Below are 24,726 nucleotides of genomic sequence, written 5' to 3'. Positions count from 1 at the left end.
TCTTTCAAGCCGCAGGGGTGTTGGCTGCACTCACTTACCCCAGTCACTTACTTTATGTAAGCTCCTGGGGATAAGCTCCCTGGCCGCCTACCTGCAACTCGAAATCTGAAGAGTATCCTAATTCGACTGAGTATCAGGTTTGATACCGAGCGCAAATCTGCGCCCGGCAATCACGGTATGACTTATTTACCCGTAAATTCAGCCAGGTTGCTTTGATCAACGCCGACATATGGGATACGAACGATTTTGTCTTCGATTTTCCACTTAGTGCCATCAGCGGCAGGCTTACCAGCGGCCAGGTTTTTAGCCAGGTCGAAGGTTGCTTTTGCCTGGTTGTTAGCATCGTTCAGAACGGTACCGGCCATTGCGCCAGATTTAACCAGTGCCAGCGCTTCTGGCAGGGCATCCACACCAAATACTGGAATAGAAGATTTGTTGTGCGCTTTCAGCGCTTCCACTGCACCCATTGCCATCGCATCGTTGTTGGCAATAACCACTTCGATTTTGTTAGCGTTCGGGCCAGACAACCATGCGTCCATCTTATCTTTCGCCTGAGCGGTGTCCCACATTGCAGTATCTAACTGCAGCTGTTGGGTTTTCAGGCCTTTAGTATTCAACTCTTTGATAACGTAGGTCGTACGCGCTTCAGCATCCGGGTGACCAGGCTCGCCTTTCAGCAGTACGAACTGAACCTGACCATCTTTGTTAAGATCCCACGCAGGGTTAGCCGCCCAGTGTTTTGCAATCAGGTCGCCCTGAATGATGCCTGATTCTTTAGAGTCAGTACCGACGTAGTAAGCTTTGTCGTAGCTATCCAGCGCTTTGCGAGAAGGTTCTTTGTTGTAGAACACGATTGGAATGTTCTGGCCGCGCGCTTTTTCGATAACGGTGCCAGCAGCAGCCGGGTCAACCAGGTTGATTGCCAGTGCTTTCACGCCTTTTGCCAACAGTACGTCAATCTGATCGTTCTGCTTGGACTGGTCATTCTGTGAGTCGTTCATCAGCAGTTCTACGTCTGGCGAAGCTTTTGCGTCTTTCTCAATCGCTTTGCGAACCACTGACATAAAGTTATCGTCGTATTTGTAAATGGTCACGCCAATACGGGTATCAGCTGCATGAGCGGCTGCACCAAACAACATGCAAGACATAACGGCGGACAGGGTCAAAACCTTCTTATTCATGGTATCTCCGGTTTTTTTGCAGGGTAGTTCTTAGGGGTATTCAGGCAGGCAGCGTTGTTACAAAAACGTTACTGAATGCCGAAAATTTTTCTGTTCTAAAAAACTCTTCCGTGTTCAATAACGTTCCATAACAGCTTTTATTGGTAGTTTTTTGCCGAATACCTATAAGTAAACTGATTAGTCACCGTTACATATAGTTTCAGCTGATAAGACGCTGACATCATAGTCATCACATTGTTAATTAACTGTGAATTTACTCACAAATTGAAACCGGTTACATAAAAGACTTTTTTCAGAGAGTGATCGGTGCCGCAATTTGCCGTGGAGCAACAGAATGGCGACGAACTAAAGTCGGCATAAAACAGTGTGTTGCACCATTATCGAGCGTTCCTGCCGCCCCTTGTAACGCCAGTTCGGTCGCCAGGCGTGCCATTGAAACAATGGGGTAACGCACCGTGGTAAGTTGTGGATCGGTGTAACGTGCTATCGGAATGTCATCAAAACCAATCACTGAGACATGATGCGGCACGACAATGCCATTATCTTTCAAAGCAGTTAACGCACCTGCTGCCATGCTGTCGTTATAGGCAAATACCGCACTGAGTTGCAGATTGCGGCCTAACAACTCAACCATTGCCGCTTCACCACCCTGCATATCGGGTGAACCCACGCCCACCCAGCTTTCGGGCGGTACAATCCCCTGTTCACTCATGCCACGCAGCCATCCTTCCCGACGCTGCGCGTTATCTTCAATTGCATGGCTCGATGCCAAATATCCGATGCGCTGATGACCTTGATTAAACAGCATTCTAGTCGCCATCAAAGCGCCACTGACATTATCAAGTCCGACACATCGATGCTCGTATCCGGGCACAATACGGTTAACCAGCACCATGCCAGGAATGTGATCGAGGAACTCGGCGAGCTCTTTATCACAGAGTGCTTTAGCATGAACAATCAATGCGTTACAGCGCTGACGAATCAATACCTCAATGGCATGACGCTCTTTTTCTTCCTGATGGTAGCTGTTGCCAATGAGCACATATTTGTTGTGCTCTTGCGCCACAACATCCACCGCTTTGACCAATGCGCCAAAAAATGGATCGGACACATCCATCACCACTACACCAATTGTATCGCTGACCTGCGTTGCCAGAGCCTGGGCGTTAGCATTCGGGCGATAGCCCAATTGCGCCACCGCCTGCATCACACTTTCACGGGTATCAGCGCTTACTAGCGCGCTGTTATTGAGTACACGGGATACGGTCGCCACGGAGACGCCGGCGATTCGGGCAACGTCACGAATGGTGATCATATTTATCACCAGGCGAAGGAGGAATTAGTCTCATGAATACACCCTGTATATGGCAAGGTGGCTATTCTGGCAGCGACTTGGGAATGACTACGTGAGGATGATCACACCAATGAAAACGGTTACATACATATCGTTAACGTTTGTGATGTATATCATTATCTTGCTGGATGCTTCAGTGATACCCCTGCAGCACGTGCGGTTAGTTGTCTCCAGAGCCACTCAACAGGCCCTTGACGGAAGTAACGCAGCCAGAGCATAGAGAATAAGATATTGATTACCCAGACAAAAGGCACAATTCCCAACAGGCTCAGGCGGTCAAACTTCATGAACCAGCCCATGCGGAAGAAGAAGGTAGTGCAAATCACTGTTTGCAGTAGATAGTTCGACAATGCCATTCGCCCCACATGCGCTATTGCATTCACCAGGCGCAAGCGCGACAACTGCGGCCAGTAGCCAAATGCGAGTGCTGCATAGCCAATAGTTTGAAACGGTGCACTTAATTCACGCGGCGCTTGCAGCAAGAAAGCACACCAGCGATACATCCAGCCAAGATGCCACTGGGCATAAATCGCAGGAATGTTAATTAGCAACCCAACCACAATCAGCCACACGCCAATGCGGCGATAATGATGCAGACTAAACTCGCCTCGCAGCCAGCCACTGCGCATTAATGACGCGCCAATCAGCATCATCCCCGCCAGTTGCCAACCGTATTGCGCGCCCAGAGCTACAAGGTTAGATGAGAGCAAATCGATGCGATTGCTAATGGCCTCCGTCCCGCCGTTAAGCTTCCACCACTGCTCGTACTGCAAATTTGCAGCATCGGGGATCCACGAGCGGTTCGGTGCATCGCCGGAAATAAAACCTAGCAATAGCAGCACGCCAATACCGGTGAGATACAAGATAACGCCAGTATTAAACAATGAACGATTACCCGGTGCATCACGAATCAGACGCCAGCACACCAACCCCACTAAACCGTAGGCCAGCAAAATATCGCCATCCCAAAGGAAAATAGCGTGCATAAAACCGAGCAGAACTAATAACGTCAGACGTGACTGAATCCAGCGTTTGCCGCGATGTAACAACATCTGCAAGCCCGCGCCAAATAACAGAGCAAATAAGGTGAGGAATTTTACCTGAGCAAAGAGATCTAAAATCGCCCACGTCCAGGCATCGTGACCAGTAGCGGAACCGGACCAGGCTGGATTGAGATACGCAGCCTTCGGTAAACCGAAGGCCACGATATTAAGCAGCAGGATGCCGAGAATAGCGACGCCACGGACAAAATCCAGCGTAACGTTTCTACTCATACACCCTACCTAATTAATGTTAGTTATGACGCACTGCGCGCAGGAATTCCTGGCGTGTATTTTGGCTGGATTTAAACAATCCACCCAAAGATGTGGTTGTCGTCGCACTAGTCGCATCCTGCACGCCACGCGCTTTCACACAATAATGGACTGCATCAATAGATACCGCCACATTGTTGGTGCCAAGCAAGGTTTGCAGTGCAATCAGGATTTGCTGGGTTAAGCGTTCCTGAACCTGCGGGCGCTGCGCAAAGAACTGCACAATGCGGTTAATTTTCGACAAGCCAATCACGGTATCTTTCGGCAGATAAGACACTGTCGCTTTACCGTCGATAGTCACGAAATGGTGTTCACAAGTGCTGGTGAGCGTAATGTTGCGCACGGTGACCATCTCATCAACCTTCATCTTATTCTCAATGACGGTGATTTTCGGGAAGTTGGCATAATCAAGGCCGGAGAAAATCTCATCGACATACATTTTAGCGATGCGATGTGGGGTTTCCATCAAGCTATCGTCGCTGAGATCAAGATTCAGCAACTGCATGATTTCCGTCATATGCCCGGCAATCTCGCGTTTGCGGGTTTCGTTATCGAGCTCACGCAATTGTGGGCGCAGTGGCGTTTCCAGGCCGCGTGCAACCAATGCTTCATGAACCAATGCGGCTTCTGGACTTAGTGATGACATGTTGTTTTCTCCTGCAGGTGTGACTGACCTCGGCCCTACATGGGGCAAAGTGTGCGCTCATTGTGCGTGAGCACGGTCGCATAATCCAGTAGTGCGAACGATAATTATTGAAATCGTCAATACCTTTACTCTTTACGCCAGACGAGGCCGCCGCCAATCAATAATGCTACGCCGGCTACGTATAACGCAGGCTCAAGTTGCCCGGTAAGCGAAGTCGATAATGCTGACAGCATCGGCCCCACCAGTTGCCCCATGGCATAACCGGTAGTGAGTAATCCTGCCATGTAACGGGTATGCTTTGGTGCCAGCTCGCGTCCATATTGCAACGATAATTGCACCGCACATAAGAAGCCACCTCCTACCAGCAACGAACCTAAAACCAGCCCGACCATGCCGGGAATCATATCTGAGGCGAATACCCCAAGCGCTTGCAACCACAAAACCAGCGCTAGGCGCTGATGGCTTTGCAGCTTTTGACGCGCGGCAATGCCGAGCAAAATACCGCAAACCGCCGCACCGCCAAATATCGGCCAGACAAACTGCGCAAACGCGCTACCAGGAAAACGTGCGCTCGCCATCTGCGATAAAAATGTGGCGGGGAGAATATAACCAAATCCGGCCAGGCTATAGCTCCACACCAGGCGTTTGAGTTGTGGCGTTAACACCAGCGGCTCGGGTGCCGTTTCCGGGCGGTGCAACTCCCCTTTGCGTGGCAAATTTCGGGCGATTAACAGGATAAACAGCAGCGCCAGAGCGCCATAAACCAGCCAGGCACTGCTTGCTGACAACCCGTAACTGTGGATTGCCACCGCCAACAACCCGCTGACAAATATTCCCGCCCCCGGTCCTGCGAACACCGCCGCACTTAACCCCGGCTTGCCTAAATGTGCCAGCTGCTCATTGCTCCATGCGGCGATTAACACCATCGCCCAGCCGCTGGCACAACCAATCAGAAAACGAATCAACGCATGCCACAAGGCTGAATCCACGGTAGCAGAAAGTAGCGTCAGTATGACTGCTCCCCAGACACCAGCATGCAAACGCAACTCTACCCGCCGATGTGCACGCATGGCATCCCATGCGCCAGCCAGATAACCGAGGTAGTTAATCGCTGCTACCAAACCCGCACTGGTTAAGGTAAGTTGCCCTTCAGTTATCATTAATGGGACTTGTGGTGTGAATGCAAATCGGCCAATGCCCATTGCAACCACCAACACCAGAAACCCAGTCAACGCGATACGTGCCGCCACTATCACCCCAAATGTTGCGATTTCGTTGCCAGTATGATGCCGCATGGCTAGACTGGGGAGAAGTGAATATTCCTCAATCACATTGAATATATACCTAAAATAATTCGAGTTGCATTGAGGCGGCGACGCAGTGAATCCCCTGGAGCTGACATAAGTCAGTGACTGGGGTGAGCGAGGAAAGCCAACAAAAATGCGGCTTGAAGTATGAAGGGTAAAATTAAGGACCTCTGGATGGAACTCCTCGAAGAACACCGATGTTTTGAAGGCTGGCAACAGCGCTGGCGCCATGATTCTGCAGTACTGAAATGTCCGATGACGTTCAGTATTTTTCTGCCAACTCCACGCACCACACCTCCACCGGTTCTGTACTGGCTGTCCGGTTTGACCTGCAATGATGAGAATTTCACCACCAAAGCCGGAGCACAACGTGTCGCTTCTGAATTAGGGATTGTGTTGGTAATGCCTGATACCAGCCCACGTGGTGAAAATGTACCGAATAATGAAAGCTACGATCTTGGTCAGGGAGCAAGTTTTTACCTGAATGCCACCGAACAGCCGTGGGCCGACCATTTCCGTATGTACGACTACATTAATGATGAGTTGCCAGCGTTGATTGCTGATAACTTCAGCATCAGTGAGAAAGCCTCTATCTTTGGGCATTCGATGGGTGGCCACGGTGCGCTAAGCATCGCATTGAAAAATCCTGATCGTTATTGCTCTGTTTCGGCCTTTGCACCGATCGTGAACCCAACTCGCGTGCCGTGGGGCCAAAAAGCCTTTAATGCTTATTTAGGTACAGACCAAGAGAAATGGCGCGAATGGGATAGCTGCTGCTTGTTGATGCAGGCTGATAGTTCCAACGCCATTCCTGTGCTTATCGATCAAGGTGATGCGGATCAGTTCCTTGCAGATCAACTGCAACCGGCGCAATTTGCTGAAGTAGCACGTCAGAAAAACTGGCCGCTAACGCTGCGTGTGCAGCCGGGTTACGACCATAGCTATTACTTTATTGCTTCGTTTATCGAAGACCATTTGCGGTTCCACGCGGAGCATTTGGCGTAATTCATTGCCCTCACCCCGGGGATGTTTCTTATACACAACTTTGAGGGGAGGTTCCTGCCTATACGGAGTAGATTCCGTTCACTAAAGGTTCAGTGATATCTGTCCTCACCGAACCGGTGAACGTATCAAGGGTGCTACCGCAGCACCCTTGATAATCCCGGCTCCCGGCGTTTAAATCGCTGCTTCGCAGTAAACCTCCATTTTCCCTTTCAGTCCCAGGGTCGGTTGTGATCGCCGGGAGCGAGTCGCGAACGACCCTGAACGTTGGGGATAAGCTGGGGTTTACCGCGTAGCGGCAATTTAATGGCCGGGCGCCAGGATTGCCAAGGAGAGGGCGTTCTCTCCTTGGCTCGTTCACCGTTAACAACGGTTGCAGAGATAACCAGACGTTCGGGTGAACGGAAAAACATCTCATCTTATAGATCTCACCCTGACAAGGGGGTTAGGGTGAGGGCAAAAGCTCAAATCAGAACGTGTAATCCACCGCCATAAAGTAACGACGGCCATCCTCGTTGTAACTGTAATCGTCACGACTCAGATCTTTATCACCCAGGTTCATTACCCCGGCACGTAACTTAACGCTCTTCGTTGCCTTCCACGCAGCGCCCGTATTCCACACCACGTAGCCGCCAGGTGTTGGCGAGCCGTCGGTTGTGGCACGTTGCTCACCGGTATAGTTTGCAGACACATAGAATGACCAGTCATCTAATGGTGCCCAATCCACCGTACCGTTCGCAGTATGGAATGGCAGCGAAGCTAATGGTTTGTTGCCGCCACCGCTCAAATCTCGGCCATCGTTATAGGTATAGTTCAGTGTGAGTTTCCACTGCTCGCTGAATGGCACTTTCAATTCAGTTTCAACACCGCGAACACGCGCTTTGTTGACGTTGTAGTATTTGAAGATTGGGCGACCCGCGCTGTCAAAACCAACAAAGTTTGGATAGGACGGAGCCTGGCTGATGCTCGAAGTACGATTAATATCAATCATATCGTCGAGGTTGTTCTGGAAGGTAGTGATGCTGCCTGAAACCCCGTCCAGCAAGCCTTCATCACCTGCGTAGTACAGACCCAGCTCGAAACTTTCACTGGTTTCCGGTTTTAGATCCGGGCTACCGACAATCTTACAAGAGCCACGGCAGGAGTTACTGGTCCAGTCCGGGCTAAGTTGCAGTAATGAAGGGGCTTTGAATGCCGTCGCCCAGCCACCTTTCATGGTGATGGTATCTGTCGCGCTGTATACGAGGTATGCGCGTGGGCTCCAGTGGTCGCCGTAGGTTTCGTGGTCGTCCATACGCACGCCGGTAGTCAGCGCCAGCGGTTCAAAAATCCGCCACTCATCTTCTAAGAACAGTGCGTACTGGCTGGCAGACGTTTCAGAGCTGTTGCCGCCGGTGAGGTTTACCGGGTCTGACAGTTTATCGTGTCGCCATTCACCACCGAAAGTCAGCAACTGGTTGATCTCGCCTAAAGGCAGAACCAGTTTGCCGTCGAGGCTGTTATTGCGCGAGGTGATTGGCGAGCTATTACCAGGGTTGAGGTTATCAATCTTATCGCCATAAAAACGCAGTTCGGTATTGCCGTAATCCCAACGTCCATTGTGGGAAATCGAATAATCCTGGCGCTCCATGCGGTTTTTATTCAGCGAGTCCGAATCGCGGTCCTGGCGGTCAAAACCATAGCCAAAGCTCATATCCTGATTTTCTGTTGGTGTCAGGGCAAATTCAGCGCTGCCGCTACGGGTGGTAAAGCCTTCAATACGCGGCGTTTCACCTGTTGCGCTGGTGCTGGAAGCCTCTTGCTTATCTTTCTCGCGCTTGCCGAGGTTGCCGTAAACTTTCACCCCAAGCAGGTCGTCGATGATTGGGCCACTGGCAAAGAAATTGCTGTTATAGGAATCACCGCGATCTCGATCTTCCTGAACGGTGGTATCCGCCGTCACGGTGCCATGCCAGGCTTTGCCAACTTTGCGCGTAATAATGTTCACCACACCGCCCAACGCATCCGAACCGTAGAGCGAAGACATAGGCCCGCGCACCACTTCGATACGCTCAATGGCATCGACCGGGATCCAGTTAAGGTCGAAATCATTGTGACGGAACACCGCATTGCGCGAGTTAACCCGCTTGCCATCCACCAGAATCAGCGTGTAGCTGCTACTCAGGCCGCGGATACTGACGCCCTGGCGGTTATCCCCTTCGTTCGTGAGCTGCACGCCCGGGACTTCCTGCAACACATCTTTCAGGTTCTGGATCGGTTTCCTTTTCAGGTCTTCCTGGGTGATAACGCTAATACTGGCAGGGGCATCTTTGAGGTTTTGCTCGGTAGCCGAAGCAGTAACCACCATGGTGTCTTCACGTTCTTCGGCAATAACCGGAAACGCAGCACTGATTATCGACGCGCAAAGTCCTCCCCGGACGATGGGATTCAACCTTAACATTCCTTTCTCCATGAGGTGAATGGCAAACTAAACGATGGATTGCGCTCACATTCCTTAATGCGTTGCTGGCTACTTTGGCAAACAACTGCTCACTTTACTCACCGACATCCAGCCGAGATAAAGCGTGGCGACACCATAAATTAAACGAGAATGGTTATCAATCAAATTGTTAAAGTTTGTAATGTATCGAAAGGAGATAATGCGGAAGGTTGATGCCAGAGGGGGTAAAAAAGGGCGCGATAATCGCGCCCTTCTCACTTAGTTTTTAAACGTTTTTGGGAACGTCATTTCTTCATACTTAACGAAACGAGTGCCTTTGGCGATCTTGTAGCCCATCCAGATTGCCAGGAACAGTGGGATACCAATATAGGTAGCCGTTACGCCTGCCCAGTCGATTTTATCAGCCAGGAACGCTTCATAGTTCTGGCCAAGTGTAATGATCAGGCACAGGACGAAGGCGAAGATTGGCCCCACTGGGAAGAAACCGGATACGTACGGCAGATCTTTAAGATCAAGACCTTGCTTGATATACCCGCGACGGAAACGGTAGTGGCTAATCGCAATACCCAACCAGGCGATGAAACCAGTCATCCCTGAGGTATTCAACAGCCACAGGTAAACTGTCTGGTTGCCATACATGGATGTCAGGAAGCATAAACCCGCTACAACGGTTGTCGCATACAGCGCATTACGCGGCACACCACCTTTGGACAGCTTAGAGAAAATGCGTGGTGCTTTGCCGTCGCATGCCAGGGTGTAGAGCATACGAGTTGAAGCGTACATCCCGGAGTTACCCGCAGACAGTACCGCCGTCAGAATAACGGCGTTCATTACTGCCGCCGCAGACAACAGACCAGCATGTTCAAATACCAGGGTGAACGGGCTGACGCCGATGTCTTTTACATCGTTACGCAGCAGGCTCGGATCGGTATAAGGAATGATCAGGCTGATAATCAGAATCGCGAACACATAGAACAGCAGGATACGCCAGAACACCTGACGCACAGCACGTGGGATGTTTTTGCCTGGATCTTCAGATTCGCCAGCAGCCACACCGATAAGCTCAGTCCCCTGGAATGAGAATCCGACTATCATCGCGACACCAATCATCGCGGAGAATCCACCAGCAAACGGTGCATCACCAATTGCCCAGTTGCTCCAGCCAGCAGGTTGTGCACCTTTAAAGATGCCGAGGATCATCATCACACCGACAATGATAAAGATGACAACGGTGACAACTTTAATCAGTGAGAACCAATATTCTGCTTCACCAAAACCTTTAACGGAGATGTAGTTCAGCAAGAACATGATGCCGAGGAACAGTGCACTCCAGATCCAGCCAGGGGTATCAGGGAACCAGTAGTTCATCACCAGTTGTGATGCGACCAGGTCAACCGCGATAGTTACCGCCCAGTTGTACCAGTAGTTCCAGCCCAGCGCGAAACCGAAGCCTTCTTCAACGTATTGTTGCCCGTAAGTAGCAAAAGAGCCCGAAACCGGCATATATGCCGCAAGCTCACCCAAGCTTGTCATCAGGAAGTACACCATCAGACCAATCAGCATGTAGGAGAGCAACGCGCCGCCAGGGCCCGCTTGAGAAATGGTTGCACCAGAGGCAACAAATAGCCCAGTACCGATGGAACCGCCGATGGCGATCATCGTTAAGTGGCGCGCTTTTAACTCACGGCGTAAGCCAGGCGCTTGTGTTGTTTTATCTTGAGAAACCATAGAAAATTGCGGTCCGTCCAAAAAATGAGGCGAGATTGTAGCAAACCAGAGTCAGACTTATAGTAGAAATACGCTGTTATAAGAGAGCTTCATAATCGGCGGTGGATTATAAGTAACGCACTTATACCAGGGAGTCTGTGAGAGGTTTTTTTCGACATTTGAATGAGATGCGGGAGTCCCTTCCCCTGCAGGTAATAGAAGTTACTGCTATTTAAAATCGACCTTCATTAATTCGGGGATAGTGACATCACGTGTCGTTTCAACACAGCGGTTGATGTAATCGACAAAACGCGGCGGCGGTGACATACCTAAATCCAACAGTTTCTTATTCGAGAAACGCACATTCAGCCTAGAAAATTCACCATATAAACGCATTGCTCTTAGCATCAGCCTTTCATTACAGGGGCCGTAAATTGTTTTGAAATCTCTGCGTTCTTTTACCAACTCGCTGTAATCCACTTGCTGATAAGTAGAATAGATAGGTTTTTGATTGAGTGCCGCGGCCATCGCTTTATCTATTTCGACAAACTGAGTACTACCTGTGTCACCCGCTGATATGTGATAAACCCTTTCGGTTAGCTTTGAGCGTTTTGTTAATAACAAAAGTGCCTCAGCACAGTAATCCACAGGAATAACATCGATTTTATCTTCCATTGAACACATGAACTTCCCAAGCATCAGCACCATGCGGAATACCCAGAAAATGCTGCTGGATGGACGGCAACCTTCTTCACTGTGCCCTACCACAATTGAAGGGCGAGCAATAACTAAAGGCAGTTGCGGGCAATGTTCTACCATCAATTGCTCAATGGTGGATTTAGACCACGTATATTGAACCAAATGCTCTTCTTCAGGCTTGCGCGCCATGCTTTCTGTTACCAGCGTCCCTGCATCCGGTACACATGACATTGCGGTTCCCACATGTACAAAACGGACCAAACCCGACACATCCGCCATCCGTTTGACGAATTTAAGTGTACCTTCAACGTTCACTTTCCAGATCAGCGCATTATCACCAAATGAAGCGACAGCGGCGGAGTTGATCACGTGGGTTACAAAAGAGAGCCTGGCATCATCCAAAAAATCTTCTGAAGCAGCTAAATCACCGAGTAATATGTTTTCTTCATTAATTTTATTAAGTAAGGCTTCACTGCAACCAAACTTAGCAAGGTTATTCCTGACCCTAACGACACCTTCTTTAGGCGAGTTAGCCCTTACTAATAACAAGTATGAGTTAATTGAAGAATCAGAAAGCGCTCGAGCTAATACAGCACCACCCAGAAAACCTGTGGCTCCGGTAATCAATAAATTGCTCATTTTAGAAACTCTGGATTTAAAAACGCCATACTACGTGGCGATTTATAAACAGCGCATCAATAAAAACAATAACAAAAAGCAGGGTTGAATTTTATTTGTAACTTACTGTATTCATGATTAATTTATAAAATCACAAATTAACTCCGTTTAAATACGGTATATTGATTTTATAATTTATTAATGTCTTGCGAGACCAAGCAGGCAACTTTAAATTAACAACAATTGTATAATTTATTTTATTAAAAAATGAGTTTATATATGTAACCGCTAGAAATCATAGCCAAAAGAGTGCCAGTCAAAATAATTAGCATGATTGGTAGTACACGTGGCTGCGCAAACCAAAATGAATTCAGCCCCTTTTTAATCCGCATAGACTGCACCGATTCAACAAAACCCATGCAGAAAAAGGTGGAGCTGATTAGCGTAAACCAAGGGCTGATATCAAGCCCTTTCCAGGCAAAATAGGCATTAGAAAAGTGAAACTTTGCCAGCAAACAGGCTGAACAAAATCGAGGAAAGTAACGCCTCCCAATCAATAAAATTGTGGTGCCTACTGCGGCCCCCAACATCACCCACTGCATTGCAATGCCGTGTACTGTAACGATATCAAGCAGTAAAAATCCCGTGCCAACAACAATGGTTAAAATTGCGGCACAGTTTGCACAGAGTCGATAAAGATTCAGGTTGTCGGTGTAGCGAGCTGATGCAGTTTCTTTAACATCCATTGCTTTATAATCTCTGACGTTTACAAAGGGGGTAGCAGCCTGTTTGCTGAGCAGCAGGATACCCAAAACAGCAAAGTCTTAATTGATTTTAAACAAGGACGCCTTGTAAACAACACCTGTGAATCCAGCTAGCCTGCTACTCATCGCAATATTTTAAAAAACGCTGTAAGGCATTAGAAATATGTTTCTGACGATGGTGAATCCGATACAAAGTACGCACCAGGCGCGGCAACGGTACTGGCACTTCCACCAGCGAGCCAGTTTCCAGTTGTTCCGCAATCACCCTTCGCGACAGGCAACTGATGCCAAGACCATGGCGCACCGCATGTTTAATGGCTTCCGAATTTCCCAATTCCATACCGAGATGAAATTGCGGCAGATGAGAAAGTAGCAAGTAATCGACAATTTCACGTGTACCAGAACCTTTTTCGCGCAGGATCCACTGCTGCTGTGCAAGACTTTCCAGAGTGACCGGCTGCTGCAATAAAGGTGCGCTTGGTGGCGCAAATACGACGAGCTCATCTTCCAGCCAGGGCTCGGTCACCAATTCGGTCATATGGCTCGGCCCTTCAATCAGACCAATATCAACCCGGAAGTCGGCAACTGCGTTAATCACATCCTGACTGTTGCCAACGCTCATTTCCAGCGGGAGATTTGGAAAATCGCGGCGATAATGAGCAATCATTTCCGGCAGAATATAATTGCCTATAGTGCTGCTGGCATAAACGCGAATGGCACCGTTATCCTCTTTAAACAGTTGTTCGACTTCTACTGCCTGCTCAAGCAAACCCACCACGCGCGGATACAGCAAACGGCCATGTTCATTGACAACCAGGCGTTTGCCTACCCTATCGAACAATTGCACGCCTAACTGCCCTTCAAGATCGGACAGCGCCGCACTTACCGCAGACTGAGACAACGCCAGCATTTGCGATGCCTGTGTAGTAGAGCCGCTTTTGAGAACTTCAGCGAAGACTTCAAGTTGCCGCAGTGTGATATGCATAGTGGACACGCCTTAACACTTATTCAGATTGATTATAAATATATAATCAATTTTATTTTTAAACCACCTGGACTTACTCTTTTGCCAATAAAGCCAAAATAATTCGAGTTGTAGGAAGGCGGCAAGCGCGAGAACCCCGATGAGCTTACGCCGGTAAGTGATTCGGGTGAGCGCGTGCAGCCAACGCACCTGCAGCTTGAAGTATGACGGCTACACAAAGGAGAAGGTTATGGCTACGTTATCAATTCCCACTCATCGACATACATTGTGGCATTTCCTGCCAGGACTGCTGCTTGCAGGTGCAATTACTGCACTGGCGCTTTGGTTGGGGAATATTCCCTCCGTGGCAGGTCTCGGACTCGGTGCATTAACGCTCGCGATTCTGTGCGGGATGGTGATTGGCAACACGCTTTACCCGAAAATCTGGCAACACTGTGATGGCGGTGTACTGTTTGCCAAGCAACATCTGTTGCGTCTTGGGATCATTTTATATGGCTTTCGACTGACGTTTTCTCAGATTGCGGATGTCGGCGCCAGCGGTGTCATTATTGATGTTCTGACATTAACCAGCACCTTCGCCCTCGCCTGCTGGCTGGGTCAGAAAGTGTTTGGTCTGGATAAACAAACCAGCTGGTTAATTGGCGCCGGTAGCAGTATTTGCGGTGCTGCGGCGATTCTGGCAACCGAGCCGGTTGTGAAAGCCGAAGCCAGCAAAGTAACCGTAGCGGTCGCAACGGTGGTGATTTTTGGCACGCTTGCGATCTTCATTTATCCAATGATTTATCCGTACGTTACACAATGGTTCACGCCAGAAACCTTTGGGATTTATACCGGTTCAACGATGCATGAAGTCGCTCAAGTGGTTGCCGCAGGGCATGCCATCAGCCCTGAAACTGAAAACGCGGCGGTAATTGCGAAAATGCTGCGCGTAATGATGCTGGCTCCATTCCTGATTTTCCTGGCAGCTCGCGTCAAACAACTGGCTCCGGCAGGCCAGGCGCAGAAAAGCAAAATCACCATTCCATGGTTTGCGGTGCTGTTTATTGTGGTTGCGATGTTTAACTCACTGCACTTACTGCCAGCTTGGGCGGTCAATGCTTTGATAACACTGGATACTTTCTTGCTAGCAATGGCGATGGCGGCTCTGGGTTTAACCACTCACTTCAGCGCGCTGAAAAAAGCTGGTGTACGCCCGCTGCTGATGGCTCTAGTGCTATTTCTCTGGCTGATCGTTGGCGGTGGCGCAATTAACCTTGGTATCCATCACCTGATGGCATAAAGAGGTACGGAAAATTCCTGTCTAACCCGCTATCATTGTCCGTTTCCCGATAGCGGGTTTTGACAGGAGTAAGAATGATGAAGTTTATTGGCGCACATGTCAGTGCTGCAGGTGGTCTGGAAAATGCCGCAATTCGCGCGCACGAACTCGAAGCCACTGCTTTTGCCCTGTTCACCAAAAACCAACGCCAGTGGCGTGCAGCTCCGCTTACTGACGAAGTTATCAGCAATTTCAAACGAGCCTGTGAAAAGTATCATTACGGGCCGGGACAAATCCTCCCTCACGACAGCTATCTCATTAACCTTGGCCATCCGGTTGAGGAAGCGCTGGAAAAATCCCGTGAAGCCTTTATTGATGAGATGGAACGTTGCATGCAGTTGGGTTTAACGCTGCTGAACTTCCACCCCGGCAGCCACCTGATGCAAATCCCTGAAGAAGAGTGCCTTGCCCGCATTGCTGAGTCGATAAACATTGCGCTAGATAAAACCGAAGGCGTGACTGCGGTGATTGAAAACACAGCGGGCCAGGGCAGCAATCTCGGTTTTCGTTTCGAGCATCTGGCCGCAATCATTGATGGCGTAGAAGACAAATCCCGAGTGGGCGTGTGTATTGATACCTGCCACGCCTTTGCAGCAGGTTATGACCTGCGCACCGAAGAAGACTGCGAAAATACCTTCGCTGAATTCGAGAGAATTGTTGGGTTCGAATATTTATGTGGCATGCACCTTAATGACGCGAAAAGTGCTTTTGGGAGCCGTGTCGACCGCCATAACAGTCTGGGTGAAGGCAATATTGGCCACATGCCGTTTGCCTGGATCATGCGTGATAACCGTTTCGATGGGATTCCGCTAATTCTGGAGACGACGAACCCAGATATCTGGGCTGAAGAGATAGCCTGGTTGAAAGCTCAACAAACTGAAAAGGCGGTTGCATAACCATGAACGACAGGGAAAAGCAGATACTCAAAATTCTGCGTCGCAATCCGCTTATTCAGCAAAATGAAATTGCTGATATTTTGCAAATCAGCCGTTCACGCGTTGCAGCCCACATTATGGATTTGATGCGTAAAGGGATGATTAAGGGCAAGGGCTATATCCTTACCGAGCAAGCGTATTGCGTAGTCGTCGGCGCGATCAATATGGATATTCGTGGTGTTGCGGATATTCATTATCCGCAGGCGGCCTCCAACCCTGGCAGCATTCACTGCTCGGCAGGTGGCGTGGGCCGCAATATTGCACATAACCTGGCGCTGCTGGGTCGTGATGTCCATTTGATCTCAGCAGTAGGCAGCGATTTTTACGGAGAAACGCTGCTGGAACAGACTCGCCAGGCGGGTGTCAATGTCTCCAGCTGTATCCGCCTGCATGGGCATAACACCTCAACCTATCTGTCCATCGCCAATCAGCAAGAAAAAACGGTGCTGGCGATTAACGACACCCACATTCTGCAACAACTCACGCCGCAATTGCTTAATAGCTCGCGAGATTTGATTCGCCACTCCGGTGTGGTGCTGGCGGATTGCAACCTGACGCCGGAAGCCATTGAGTGGGTATTTACCATTGCTGATAATATTCCTGTCTTTATCGACACCGTTTCTGAGTTCAAAGCGGCAAAAATCAAGACTTGGTATTCGCGTATTCATACCCTGAAAACCACGCAAAAAGAGCTGGAGATTCTGTGGGGCCAGCCAATAAATTCAGACGCAGACCGCCTACAGGCGGTGAATGCCCTGCATCAGCAAGGTGTGCAGCAAATCTTTGTTTGCCTTGAAGATGAGTCTGTCTTTTGTAGTGAGCACAACGGTGAGCAATTCTTACTTTCCCGTCCTGCACATCCGGTGGTTGACAGCTTTGGTGCCGATGACGGCTTTATGGCAGGTCTGATTTACAGTTTTCTGGAAGGGAGCGATTTTCGCGATAGCGCAAATTTTGCGATGGCCTGCGCGGCATTATCACGCGCCAGCATTAGCATAAATAACCCAACACTTTCCGCCGATAACGCGCTTTACCTGTTACAAACCACGAAAGCATGATGTAGCGTGCCAGTCGCCACTGGCACGCATCGATGTTATGCCAGACCAATAAAGAAACCGGCAATGGTGGCGCTCATCAGGTTAGAGAGCGTAGCTGCGGCCAGTGCTCTCACTCCCAACTGCGCAATTTCTGGCGCACGCTTTGGTGCAATTGCTGAAAACGCACCAACCACCACACCGATAGAGCCAAAGTTTGCAAAGCCACAGAGCGCAAAAGAGATGATTGCGATCGTTTTTACATCCAGGGTACCGGCAGTTTGCAGATACGGAGAGAAGTTGAGATACGCAACAAACTCGTTAATGGCCAGCTTCTGACCAATCAGGCTTCCAGCCAGCGTCGCTTCACTCCAGTCTACGCCCATGAGCCAGGCCAGCGGGGCAAGAAGATAGCCAAAGATTCCTTCAAGTGTGGCATGTCCAAAGCCAAACCAGCCGCCAATGCCGCCGATAATGCCATTGATCATCGCGATAATAGCGACAAAGGCCATGACAACCGTCGCCACACCTGCTGCGATTTTCAGCCCGGTCATCGCCCCACTTGCCGCCGCTTCAATAATGCTTTTTGGCGGTGTTTCAGTGAATGACAGGTTCTCAAAGGTTACCTGAGATGCCTCTGTGGCCGGGCTCAACATTCGGGCGAACAGTATGCCGCCTGGGATTGCCATCAAAGACGCCGCCAGCAGATAATCGATCGGCACGCCCATTCCGGCATAGCCAATCATCATTGAGCCAGCAATAGAGGCCATCCCACTACAGATTGCGGTAAACAGTTCATTGCGGTTAAGGCGATCGATGAAAGGTTTCACGATAGCCGGGATCTCGTTTTGCCCGAGGAAGATGGTGGTGACGGCAACGAATGATTCGATCTTACTGATGTTCAGCGCTTTTTGGAAAATACCGCCAAGCACACGGATTAGCAGCCCCATTACGCCAATGTAGTAGAGCAAACTGATAAGCGCGGTAACAAAAATGATGGCAGGCAATACACGGAAGGCAAAGATAAATCCGGCGCCGTCAAACAGTACATCCATTTTTGGTCCCACCAGTGAACCAAAGATAAATGCGCTACCGGCATCACTGTAGGACATCACTTTGTGCACACCGAGTGCTGCCTGTTCAACAAGCCATTTCCCCGGAGGAAAATAGAGCATGATGCCGCCAATGGCGATTTGCAGTAATAACGCCGCGCCAACGGTACGCAAGCTGATACGTTTTTTATTTACTGACAGCAGAAATGCGATTGCCAGTAATACCGCCATACCCAGAACACTTCTCATTATGTCCATAATGATTCTCCCTTCATGCCAGGAAACCCGACGTTAACGCCAGGTTTTGGTATGTTTGATATTCGCGGGCGACCGCTCTGCCCATGGTTTTTTATCAGGCGAGCCGTTGATATTCTTTGGCAATCTCGCAGGCTAGTACGGCGTTGTTGAACACCAACTGAATGTTGGATTTCAGGCTGTCGCCACCGGTGAGTTCCGCCACACGTGCCAGCAGGAATGGCGTACTCTCTTTTCCTACGACGCCCTGCTCTTCAGCCTCCCTTACCGCCCGGTCGATTGCTGCGTTAATTTTCTCTTCCGCCATCGCAAACTGCTCTGGGATCGGATTCGCGACAACCAGACCACCGCTCAGGCCAGTTTTCCATTTCACCGCCATCGCGCGGGCTATTTCTTGCGCGCTATCCAAACGAATACTGACGTCAAATAAACTGGTGCGGCAGAAAAATGCTGGCAGAGCTTTGGTCTGATACCCAATTAATGGCACACCAAATGTCTCTAAATATTCAGTCGTTAACCCGAGATCGAGAATAGATTTCGCACCTGCACAAACAACCGCGACATTAGTATTTGCCAGTTCTTGTAAATCAGCAGAAATATCAAATGAATGTTCTGCCCCACGATGTACACCACCAATTCCACCTGTCGCAAAGACTTTAATTCCGGCAAGAGCGGCAATAATCATAGTGGAGGCAACGGTCGTGGCACCATTTTTCCCGGCTGCGACAACAAAAGGTAAATCTCGGCGACTGACTTTTGTCACGCTATGACCTTCACGGCCCAATAATTCAATTTCATCTTTACTTAAGCCGACTTTCATTACGCCGCCAATAATAGCGATTGTGGCTGGAACGGCTCCGTGCTTACGAATAGTCTCTTCTACTTCAATTGCTGTTTGTGCATTTTGAGGGAAAGGCATGCCATGAGAAATAATCGTTGATTCCAGTGCGATAATCGGTTTTTTATTATTTAATGCTTCCTGTACTTCTGGTGAAATTTGCAATAATTCGGATGAGATATTTAATTCAGACATTCTGTGTTCTCCACTAACGATGTAACATTCGCAACAGATAAATCAGGGTTATTGGTATATTCACAGGCAAGTGCCATGGATGAACAACCCTGCGCAAATCGAACTGAATCTATAAATGGCAAACCATCCATCCAGCAGGAAACAAGCCCTGCCATCATGGCGTCACCGGCGCCGGTAACATTAATGACTTTGGTTTTAACGGGCGCAGACCAGCCGCTTTCCCCATTGATATCGCTGTAATAAACACCGTCTCCCCCCATACTGAGCACCAGACGGTTTAAGCCATGCTGATGAAACCAGGAGGCAACTTTTCCGACATCGTCCCGGCCGGAAAGCGTAATTCCGCTGAGGGTTTCCGCCTCAAGTCGATTGGGTTTCAGGGTGTGAATTTGATTGAGCCGCTCGCGAATTTTGACGCACTTCCAGGCTGAAACCGGGTCAACAAACACCGGTACATCGTGTGCATGTTCCAATACCCAAACCAGTGTTTCTTCGCTGAGATTACAATCAACGACGATCACTTTTGCTCCACGAATAAAATCAGCATGTTGTGTTAAAAATTCGGCAGAAATATGATTAGTAATACTCATATCATTAATGGCGACTAGCATTTCACCGGTATTATCAAGTAGTGATAAATAACTTGATGTATTTTCCCCTGGCACAACAAGACACTTATCAATATGCACTCCAGATTTATTTGTTTGTGCCAACAATGACTGGCCATAAAAATCACCACCCACAGCAGTCAACAACCATGTATTTTTACCAAGAAGCGCCAAATTATGAGAAATATTTCGACCAACGCCGCCTGGCGTGAATTTTATCTTGCCCGGATTTGAGTCAGCATAATTTAAAGATGCATTTGAATACCCGGCAACGTCCATATTGGCCGAGCCAATGATTACTATGTATTCCTTTTCACGCATAGCTCGTCCCCTGGCAATAAACTGCCATAAAAATGAGTTTACCAGGTAGATAAACCACCATGAGTTTATTTATTAGAGCACATGTTCATATTCAAACATGTGTTTATAGTAGGCGTGTTTTGAGCAAAGTAAATACATCACCCAGATCTAAAATGAATAGATATGAACAAAGTCACAATTTTTTGTAGGTACAGTTTGCAAGGCAGGGGAGATTTGAGAGGTGGGATACAAAATATGGGCATAAAAAAAGGGCAGAGAATTCTCTGCCCCGATTAGACTCGTTTACTTATGCAGCTTTTGCGACAACTTCTGCTTCCGGACGTTTCAGGAAGGCATAAGACAGACCCGCCAGTAATGTTCCAGCAATTATCGCAATCAGGTAACCCACAACCGGGGTAATCGCACCTGGGATTAACAGAACAAACAAGCCGCCATGTGGAGCCATCAGTTTAGCGCCTACGGCCATGGAGATTGCACCAGTCACAGCACCACCAACGATACAGCATGGAAGAACACGCATTGGATCACGTGCTGCAAACGGGATAGCCCCTTCGGTGATAAAGCACAGCCCCAGAACCATCGCTGCTTTGCCGCCTTCCTGCTGAGCTTTGTCGAATTTACGACGCGCAATAAATGTTGCCAGACCCATCGCCAACGGTGGCACCATACCTGCAGCCATAATGGCGGCCATCGGTGCGTAAGTTTGGGTACTGAGTAACCCGACACCAAATGCGTAAGCCGCTTTGTTCACCGGCCCACCCATATCAGTACACATCATACCGCCAAGGATTGCGCCCAACAGTACCGCATTCGCGGTGCCCATGGTTTGCAGCCAGTGAGTCAGACCTTCGAGGATTTTCGAAACCGGCGTACCGATCAGATAAATCATCGCCAGACCCACAATCAGGCTTGAGAACAGTGGAATGATTAGGATTGGTTTCAATGCTTCCATGCTTGGTGGCAGTTTCAACTTAGTGCTAATCATCTTAGCAACGTAGCCTGCGAGGAAGCCCGCAATAATCCCGCCGATAAAACCAGAACCGGTGCTAACGGCCAACATACCGCCGATAAGACCCGGCGTCAGGCCTGGTCGGTCAGCGATAGAAAAAGCAATGTAACCCGCCAGAACCGGCACCATCAGCGCAAAGGCTGAACCACCACCGATTTGCATCAGTGCCGCAGCCAATGTACCTGGCTCTTTAAATGCTTCGATACCAAAAGCGAATGACAGCGCGATACATAGACCGCCCGCGACTACCATTGGTAGCATGAAGGAAACACCGGTTAACAGATGGCGATAAGCACCTACCGACTCTTTTTTTCCTTCATTCGCGCTGGCTGCACTCTGCCCTGTCGCTGCAAAAGGCTTTGCCTCAACAACTGCTTTATCAAGCTCTTGTGCCGTTTTCTTCAGTGCCAGACCTGTTGAGGTGCGATACATCGGTTTGCCAGCAAATTTTGCCAGGTCAACTTCGATATCGGCCGCAACAATGACTAAATCGGCCTCAGCCACTTCTTCAGGGGTAATTGCATTACCTGCGCCAACCGAACCGCGTGTTTCAACCTTTACCCACCAGCCACGTTTTTTCGCTTCGGTTTCAATGGCTTCAGCAGCCATAAAGGTATGCGCGACGCCCGTTGGGCAAGCAGTTACTGCAACAATGCGTTTTGGCCCTTTAGCCAGCTCGACCGGTGCAGCACTAGCTGGAGCGGTATAAGGCTTCGCTTTATCTTTCGCTTCACCTAAAAACAGTTCCGGGTGCTGAACTGCACGGTCAATATCACCCAGATATACCTTTTTGCCATTCAGCGAGCTATCGGCAGGAATAGCGGTTCCCACAACGATTGCCATTTCGGCATCGTTCGGATTGTCGATAATCTGCAAGCGCGCTTTTTGCGCGGCTGAACCCAGCAATGTTTTCGCGAGGTACGCACGAGCTTGCCCAAGACCTGGTTCGATAATCAGCAGCGTTTTCATAGTTCCTCTCCTGCTGTCAGTTAAATGGTTTCAGATCAACACGGGCCATCATAGCCGCCAGTTGAGTACGATCTGTAATTCCGACATTGCTCTGACTTACAGCCAGCGCAGCCACTGCCGTCGCTAAACGCAGGGTATGTTCGCTAGATTCACGCATTAACAGGCCGTAGATAAGCCCGCCGACCATAGAATCCCCCGCACCAACGGTACTGACGACTTCGCATACTGGCGGTTTCGCTATCCACTCACCCGATGCGTTAACCCAAAGTGCACCTTCGGCACCCAGAGAAATCACCACATGCGCAATTCCTTGCTCACGCAGTGCATGGGCAGCTTCAATCACATCTTTCATCTCTGGCAATTTGCGACCAGCCCAGATTTCCAGCTCGCGGCGGTTTGGTTTAACCAACCACGGTGCGGCTTTCAGACCTGCGACTAATGCTTCGCGGCTGCTGTCGAAAATAATGCAAGGGCACTGGCTACGCAGACGCTTCATCCAGTCAGTGAAAGCGTCAGGTGAAACACCGGCAGGTAAACTGCCACTGACACACACCATGTCAAACTGACCAAGCCAGCTCAGGGAATCAGCAACAAAACGCTCCCAATCTGCAGGAGTTACATCAAAGCCTGAGAAATTAAAGTCGGTCACTTCGCCATCTTTCTCAGTCAGTTTTACGTTGATGCGGGTACGGCCTTGCACCACCTGAAAACGGTTGGCAATACCCAACTCGCTGAACAGTTGCTGAAAACCATCCTGGTTATCTTTACCCAGGAATCCACCTACCGTGACATCGATGCCAAGGTCTTTAAGAACTTTAGCAACGTTAATCCCTTTACCGGCGGCATGCAGACCCGTTGTACGCACGAGGTTTACTTCGCCACGTTCAACTTCCGGGGTGTAACCGACCAGATCGTAAGCCGGGTTTAACGTAATTGTTGCGACACGACGACTCATGCTGCCCCCTCACCAAGACCGGCAGCAACCGCTTCACCAATGGCTTGCAGCGCAAGTTCAGCATCCTCACCTACGGCCGTAAAGCGCAGGCGGTGGCCTTTTTTCACGCCCAGTGCGACGACTTTCATCAGGCTGCGACCATTGGCTGGCTTCCCGGTTCCATCAAGGTTTGTCACGGTAATCTCGCTATTAAATTGTTTAATGGTATTCACCAGCACCGTACCAGGACGGGCGTGTAGACCATGTTCATTGCGAATCTGGAAATCAGCACTCAGGCTATTTTGTTCAGCTGGGACATCAGTGGTCAGCAGCGTCAGCAACCCAGGTGCATCTGCGTTCAGCAAACGGTCAGCATTGTTGTTTATCAACATGTCGCTCAGGCGATTGAGAACTTGTAAGGGTTGGTCGTCGGCCACTGCAACCGTCATCAACAGCGATACCGGTTGGCCGTCTGCTTCAAAAACTGATGCTGGGCGGCTGATTGCCACAGCACTCGCAAGGTTGCCTTCGGTGCTGTCGTTAAGCCAGATACCCTGCCCGAGATAGAGTGGTTTGCTGGAAACTACGTGGCTTACAAAAGCAGAGTTGGCAGCACCCGCCTGTTTAATGCGCCCGGCATTTAATGCCTGAAGCGTCATCAGGTCGGTGGCGGTAACATCCAGCGCTAATAATGAGTTATCAAACAGCAAAGATGCAGATTGTTTTTCGCCCATCAGCAATGCGCGAAGCTCTTCTGCTGAAGTCGCGGTTGTGAGTTGTTCAGCAACTTCGTCATCACTGAGCACATGTGTCAGCTGACGCAGTAAACCAAGGTGTTCGTCAGAACGAGCTGCAATGCCAATCACAACGTAAGCTTTCTGGCCCTCACCCCATTCGATTCCTTGTGGAAACTGGAACACCTTAACGCCGGTTTTCAATACCAGATCACGTGTATCAGTAGTGCCATGTGGGATAGCAATACCGTTGCCTAAGTAAGTGGAGGTTTGCAGCTCGCGAGCCAGCATACCTTCTACATAGCCAATACTGACGTTCCCTGCCTGCGCGAGCGCAGTGGCAACCAGACGTATGGCTTCTTCTTTATTTCCGGCACTTTCGCCCGGATGAATATCCTGCACAGATAACTGGAACATGGTTCTCCTCTCCTGCTGAATTGAAACGATTCAGCTGCAATGAGAAAAATGCGCCATCCCACTCCTGAAACTAAATAAGACGACGCTGAAA

20 protein-coding genes are annotated in these 24,726 nt (G+C 49.5%); 4 read left to right on the top strand and 16 right to left on the bottom strand.

The annotated features are described in order from the left end of the window. Positions 1-182: 182 nt before the first annotated feature. From mglB to AC0IXI_RS07845, 5 genes are all read right to left on the bottom strand, one after another. Positions 183-1,181: a galactose/glucose ABC transporter substrate-binding protein MglB gene (mglB, locus tag AC0IXI_RS07865; protein WP_064512459.1), complete on the bottom strand. Its 999-nt coding sequence runs from the start codon at positions 1,179-1,181 to the stop codon at positions 183-185. A gap of 292 nt (positions 1,182-1,473) precedes the next feature. Further along, positions 1,474-2,496, bottom strand: coding sequence for an HTH-type transcriptional regulator GalS (galS, locus tag AC0IXI_RS07860; protein WP_064512461.1), 1,023 nt, complete (start codon positions 2,494-2,496; stop codon positions 1,474-1,476). A gap of 155 nt (positions 2,497-2,651) precedes the next feature. After that, positions 2,652-3,809, bottom strand: a complete 1,158-nt coding sequence (yeiB, locus tag AC0IXI_RS07855; RefSeq protein WP_424221460.1) for a DUF418 domain-containing protein YeiB — start codon at positions 3,807-3,809, stop codon at positions 2,652-2,654. A 19-nt stretch (positions 3,810-3,828) separates the two neighbouring features. Then, the gene (gene folE, locus AC0IXI_RS07850) at positions 3,829-4,494 is read right to left on the bottom strand and encodes a GTP cyclohydrolase I FolE (RefSeq protein WP_064512467.1); all 666 of its coding nucleotides are present in this window, start codon (positions 4,492-4,494) and stop codon (positions 3,829-3,831) included. Positions 4,495-4,619: 125 nt separating this feature from the next. Next, positions 4,620-5,744, bottom strand: coding sequence for a YbfB/YjiJ family MFS transporter (locus AC0IXI_RS07845; RefSeq protein ID WP_064512488.1), 1,125 nt, complete (start codon positions 5,742-5,744; stop codon positions 4,620-4,622). Positions 5,745-5,975: 231 nt separating this feature from the next. On the opposite strand from AC0IXI_RS07845, the gene fghA reads away from it, so the two are divergent. Beyond that, positions 5,976-6,806, top strand: a complete 831-nt coding sequence (gene fghA / locus AC0IXI_RS07840; protein WP_134185239.1) for an S-formylglutathione hydrolase — start codon at positions 5,976-5,978, stop codon at positions 6,804-6,806. A 466-nt stretch (positions 6,807-7,272) separates the two neighbouring features. Here the strand turns inward: fghA and cirA are convergent, their stop codons facing one another. The 5 genes from cirA to yieE form a co-directional block, all read right to left on the bottom strand. Then, positions 7,273-9,243: a catecholate siderophore receptor CirA gene (cirA, locus tag AC0IXI_RS07835; protein ID WP_471682195.1), complete on the bottom strand. Its 1,971-nt coding sequence runs from the start codon at positions 9,241-9,243 to the stop codon at positions 7,273-7,275. 258 nt (positions 9,244-9,501) lie between these two features. Continuing rightward, positions 9,502-10,971 (bottom strand): amino acid permease, encoded by a 1,470-nt coding sequence (locus AC0IXI_RS07830; protein ID WP_134185235.1) that lies wholly within the window; start codon positions 10,969-10,971, stop codon positions 9,502-9,504. Positions 10,972-11,178: 207 nt separating this feature from the next. Then, positions 11,179-12,288 (bottom strand): SDR family oxidoreductase, encoded by a 1,110-nt coding sequence (locus tag AC0IXI_RS07825; RefSeq protein WP_064512516.1) that lies wholly within the window; start codon positions 12,286-12,288, stop codon positions 11,179-11,181. A 239-nt stretch (positions 12,289-12,527) separates the two neighbouring features. Further along, positions 12,528-13,079 carry a hypothetical protein gene (locus AC0IXI_RS07820; RefSeq protein ID WP_471682194.1) on the bottom strand — a complete coding sequence of 184 codons (552 nt, stop codon included), beginning with the start codon at positions 13,077-13,079 and terminating at the stop codon, positions 12,528-12,530. Between the two features lie 70 nt (positions 13,080-13,149). After that, positions 13,150-14,016, bottom strand: a complete 867-nt coding sequence (gene yieE / locus AC0IXI_RS07815) for a DNA-binding transcriptional regulator YeiE (protein WP_422568898.1) — start codon at positions 14,014-14,016, stop codon at positions 13,150-13,152. A gap of 229 nt (positions 14,017-14,245) precedes the next feature. Here yieE and AC0IXI_RS07810 point away from each other — a divergent pair, with 229 nt between their 5' ends. From AC0IXI_RS07810 to AC0IXI_RS07800, 3 genes are all read left to right on the top strand, one after another. Next, positions 14,246-15,295 carry a YeiH family protein gene (locus AC0IXI_RS07810; RefSeq protein ID WP_424222504.1) on the top strand — a complete coding sequence of 350 codons (1,050 nt, stop codon included), beginning with the start codon at positions 14,246-14,248 and terminating at the stop codon, positions 15,293-15,295. A gap of 77 nt (positions 15,296-15,372) precedes the next feature. Then, on the top strand, positions 15,373-16,230 hold the full coding sequence (nfo, locus tag AC0IXI_RS07805) for a deoxyribonuclease IV (RefSeq protein ID WP_471683209.1): 858 nt from the start codon (positions 15,373-15,375) through the stop codon (positions 16,228-16,230). A gap of 2 nt (positions 16,231-16,232) precedes the next feature. Then, entirely contained in the window at positions 16,233-17,327 is a 1,095-nt protein-coding gene (locus AC0IXI_RS07800; protein WP_064512524.1) for a sugar kinase, read from the top strand. 35 nt (positions 17,328-17,362) lie between these two features. On the opposite strand, the gene AC0IXI_RS07795 is transcribed toward AC0IXI_RS07800, so the two are convergent. From AC0IXI_RS07795 to fruB, 6 genes are all read right to left on the bottom strand, one after another. Then, the gene (locus AC0IXI_RS07795) at positions 17,363-18,613 is read right to left on the bottom strand and encodes a NupC/NupG family nucleoside CNT transporter (protein WP_064512526.1); all 1,251 of its coding nucleotides are present in this window, start codon (positions 18,611-18,613) and stop codon (positions 17,363-17,365) included. A gap of 94 nt (positions 18,614-18,707) precedes the next feature. Beyond that, positions 18,708-19,643 carry a pseudouridine-5'-phosphate glycosidase gene (locus AC0IXI_RS07790; RefSeq protein ID WP_471682193.1) on the bottom strand — a complete coding sequence of 312 codons (936 nt, stop codon included), beginning with the start codon at positions 19,641-19,643 and terminating at the stop codon, positions 18,708-18,710. Further along, entirely contained in the window at positions 19,631-20,572 is a 942-nt protein-coding gene (locus AC0IXI_RS07785; protein ID WP_422568903.1) for a pseudouridine kinase, read from the bottom strand. Before AC0IXI_RS07785 ends, AC0IXI_RS07790 begins: the two co-directional genes overlap by 13 nt. Before the next feature lie 286 nt (positions 20,573-20,858). Further along, a complete protein-coding gene (fruA, locus tag AC0IXI_RS07780) occupies positions 20,859-22,550 on the bottom strand; it encodes a PTS fructose transporter subunit IIBC (RefSeq protein WP_064512531.1) in 1,692 nt (563 codons plus the stop codon). Positions 22,551-22,566: 16 nt separating this feature from the next. Beyond that, positions 22,567-23,505, bottom strand: a complete 939-nt coding sequence (fruK, locus tag AC0IXI_RS07775) for a 1-phosphofructokinase (protein WP_064554903.1) — start codon at positions 23,503-23,505, stop codon at positions 22,567-22,569. Then, entirely contained in the window at positions 23,502-24,635 is a 1,134-nt protein-coding gene (gene fruB, locus AC0IXI_RS07770; protein ID WP_471682192.1) for a fused PTS fructose transporter subunit IIA/HPr protein, read from the bottom strand. The genes fruK and fruB overlap by 4 nt, the downstream gene beginning before the upstream one ends. Positions 24,636-24,726: the final 91 nt, after the last annotated feature.

The sequence above is a fragment of the Buttiauxella sp. AC038 genome, assembly GCF_979253565.1.
Note: the sequence above shows the minus strand (reverse complement) of the source record. Positions and strands in the feature narration are given on the sequence as shown.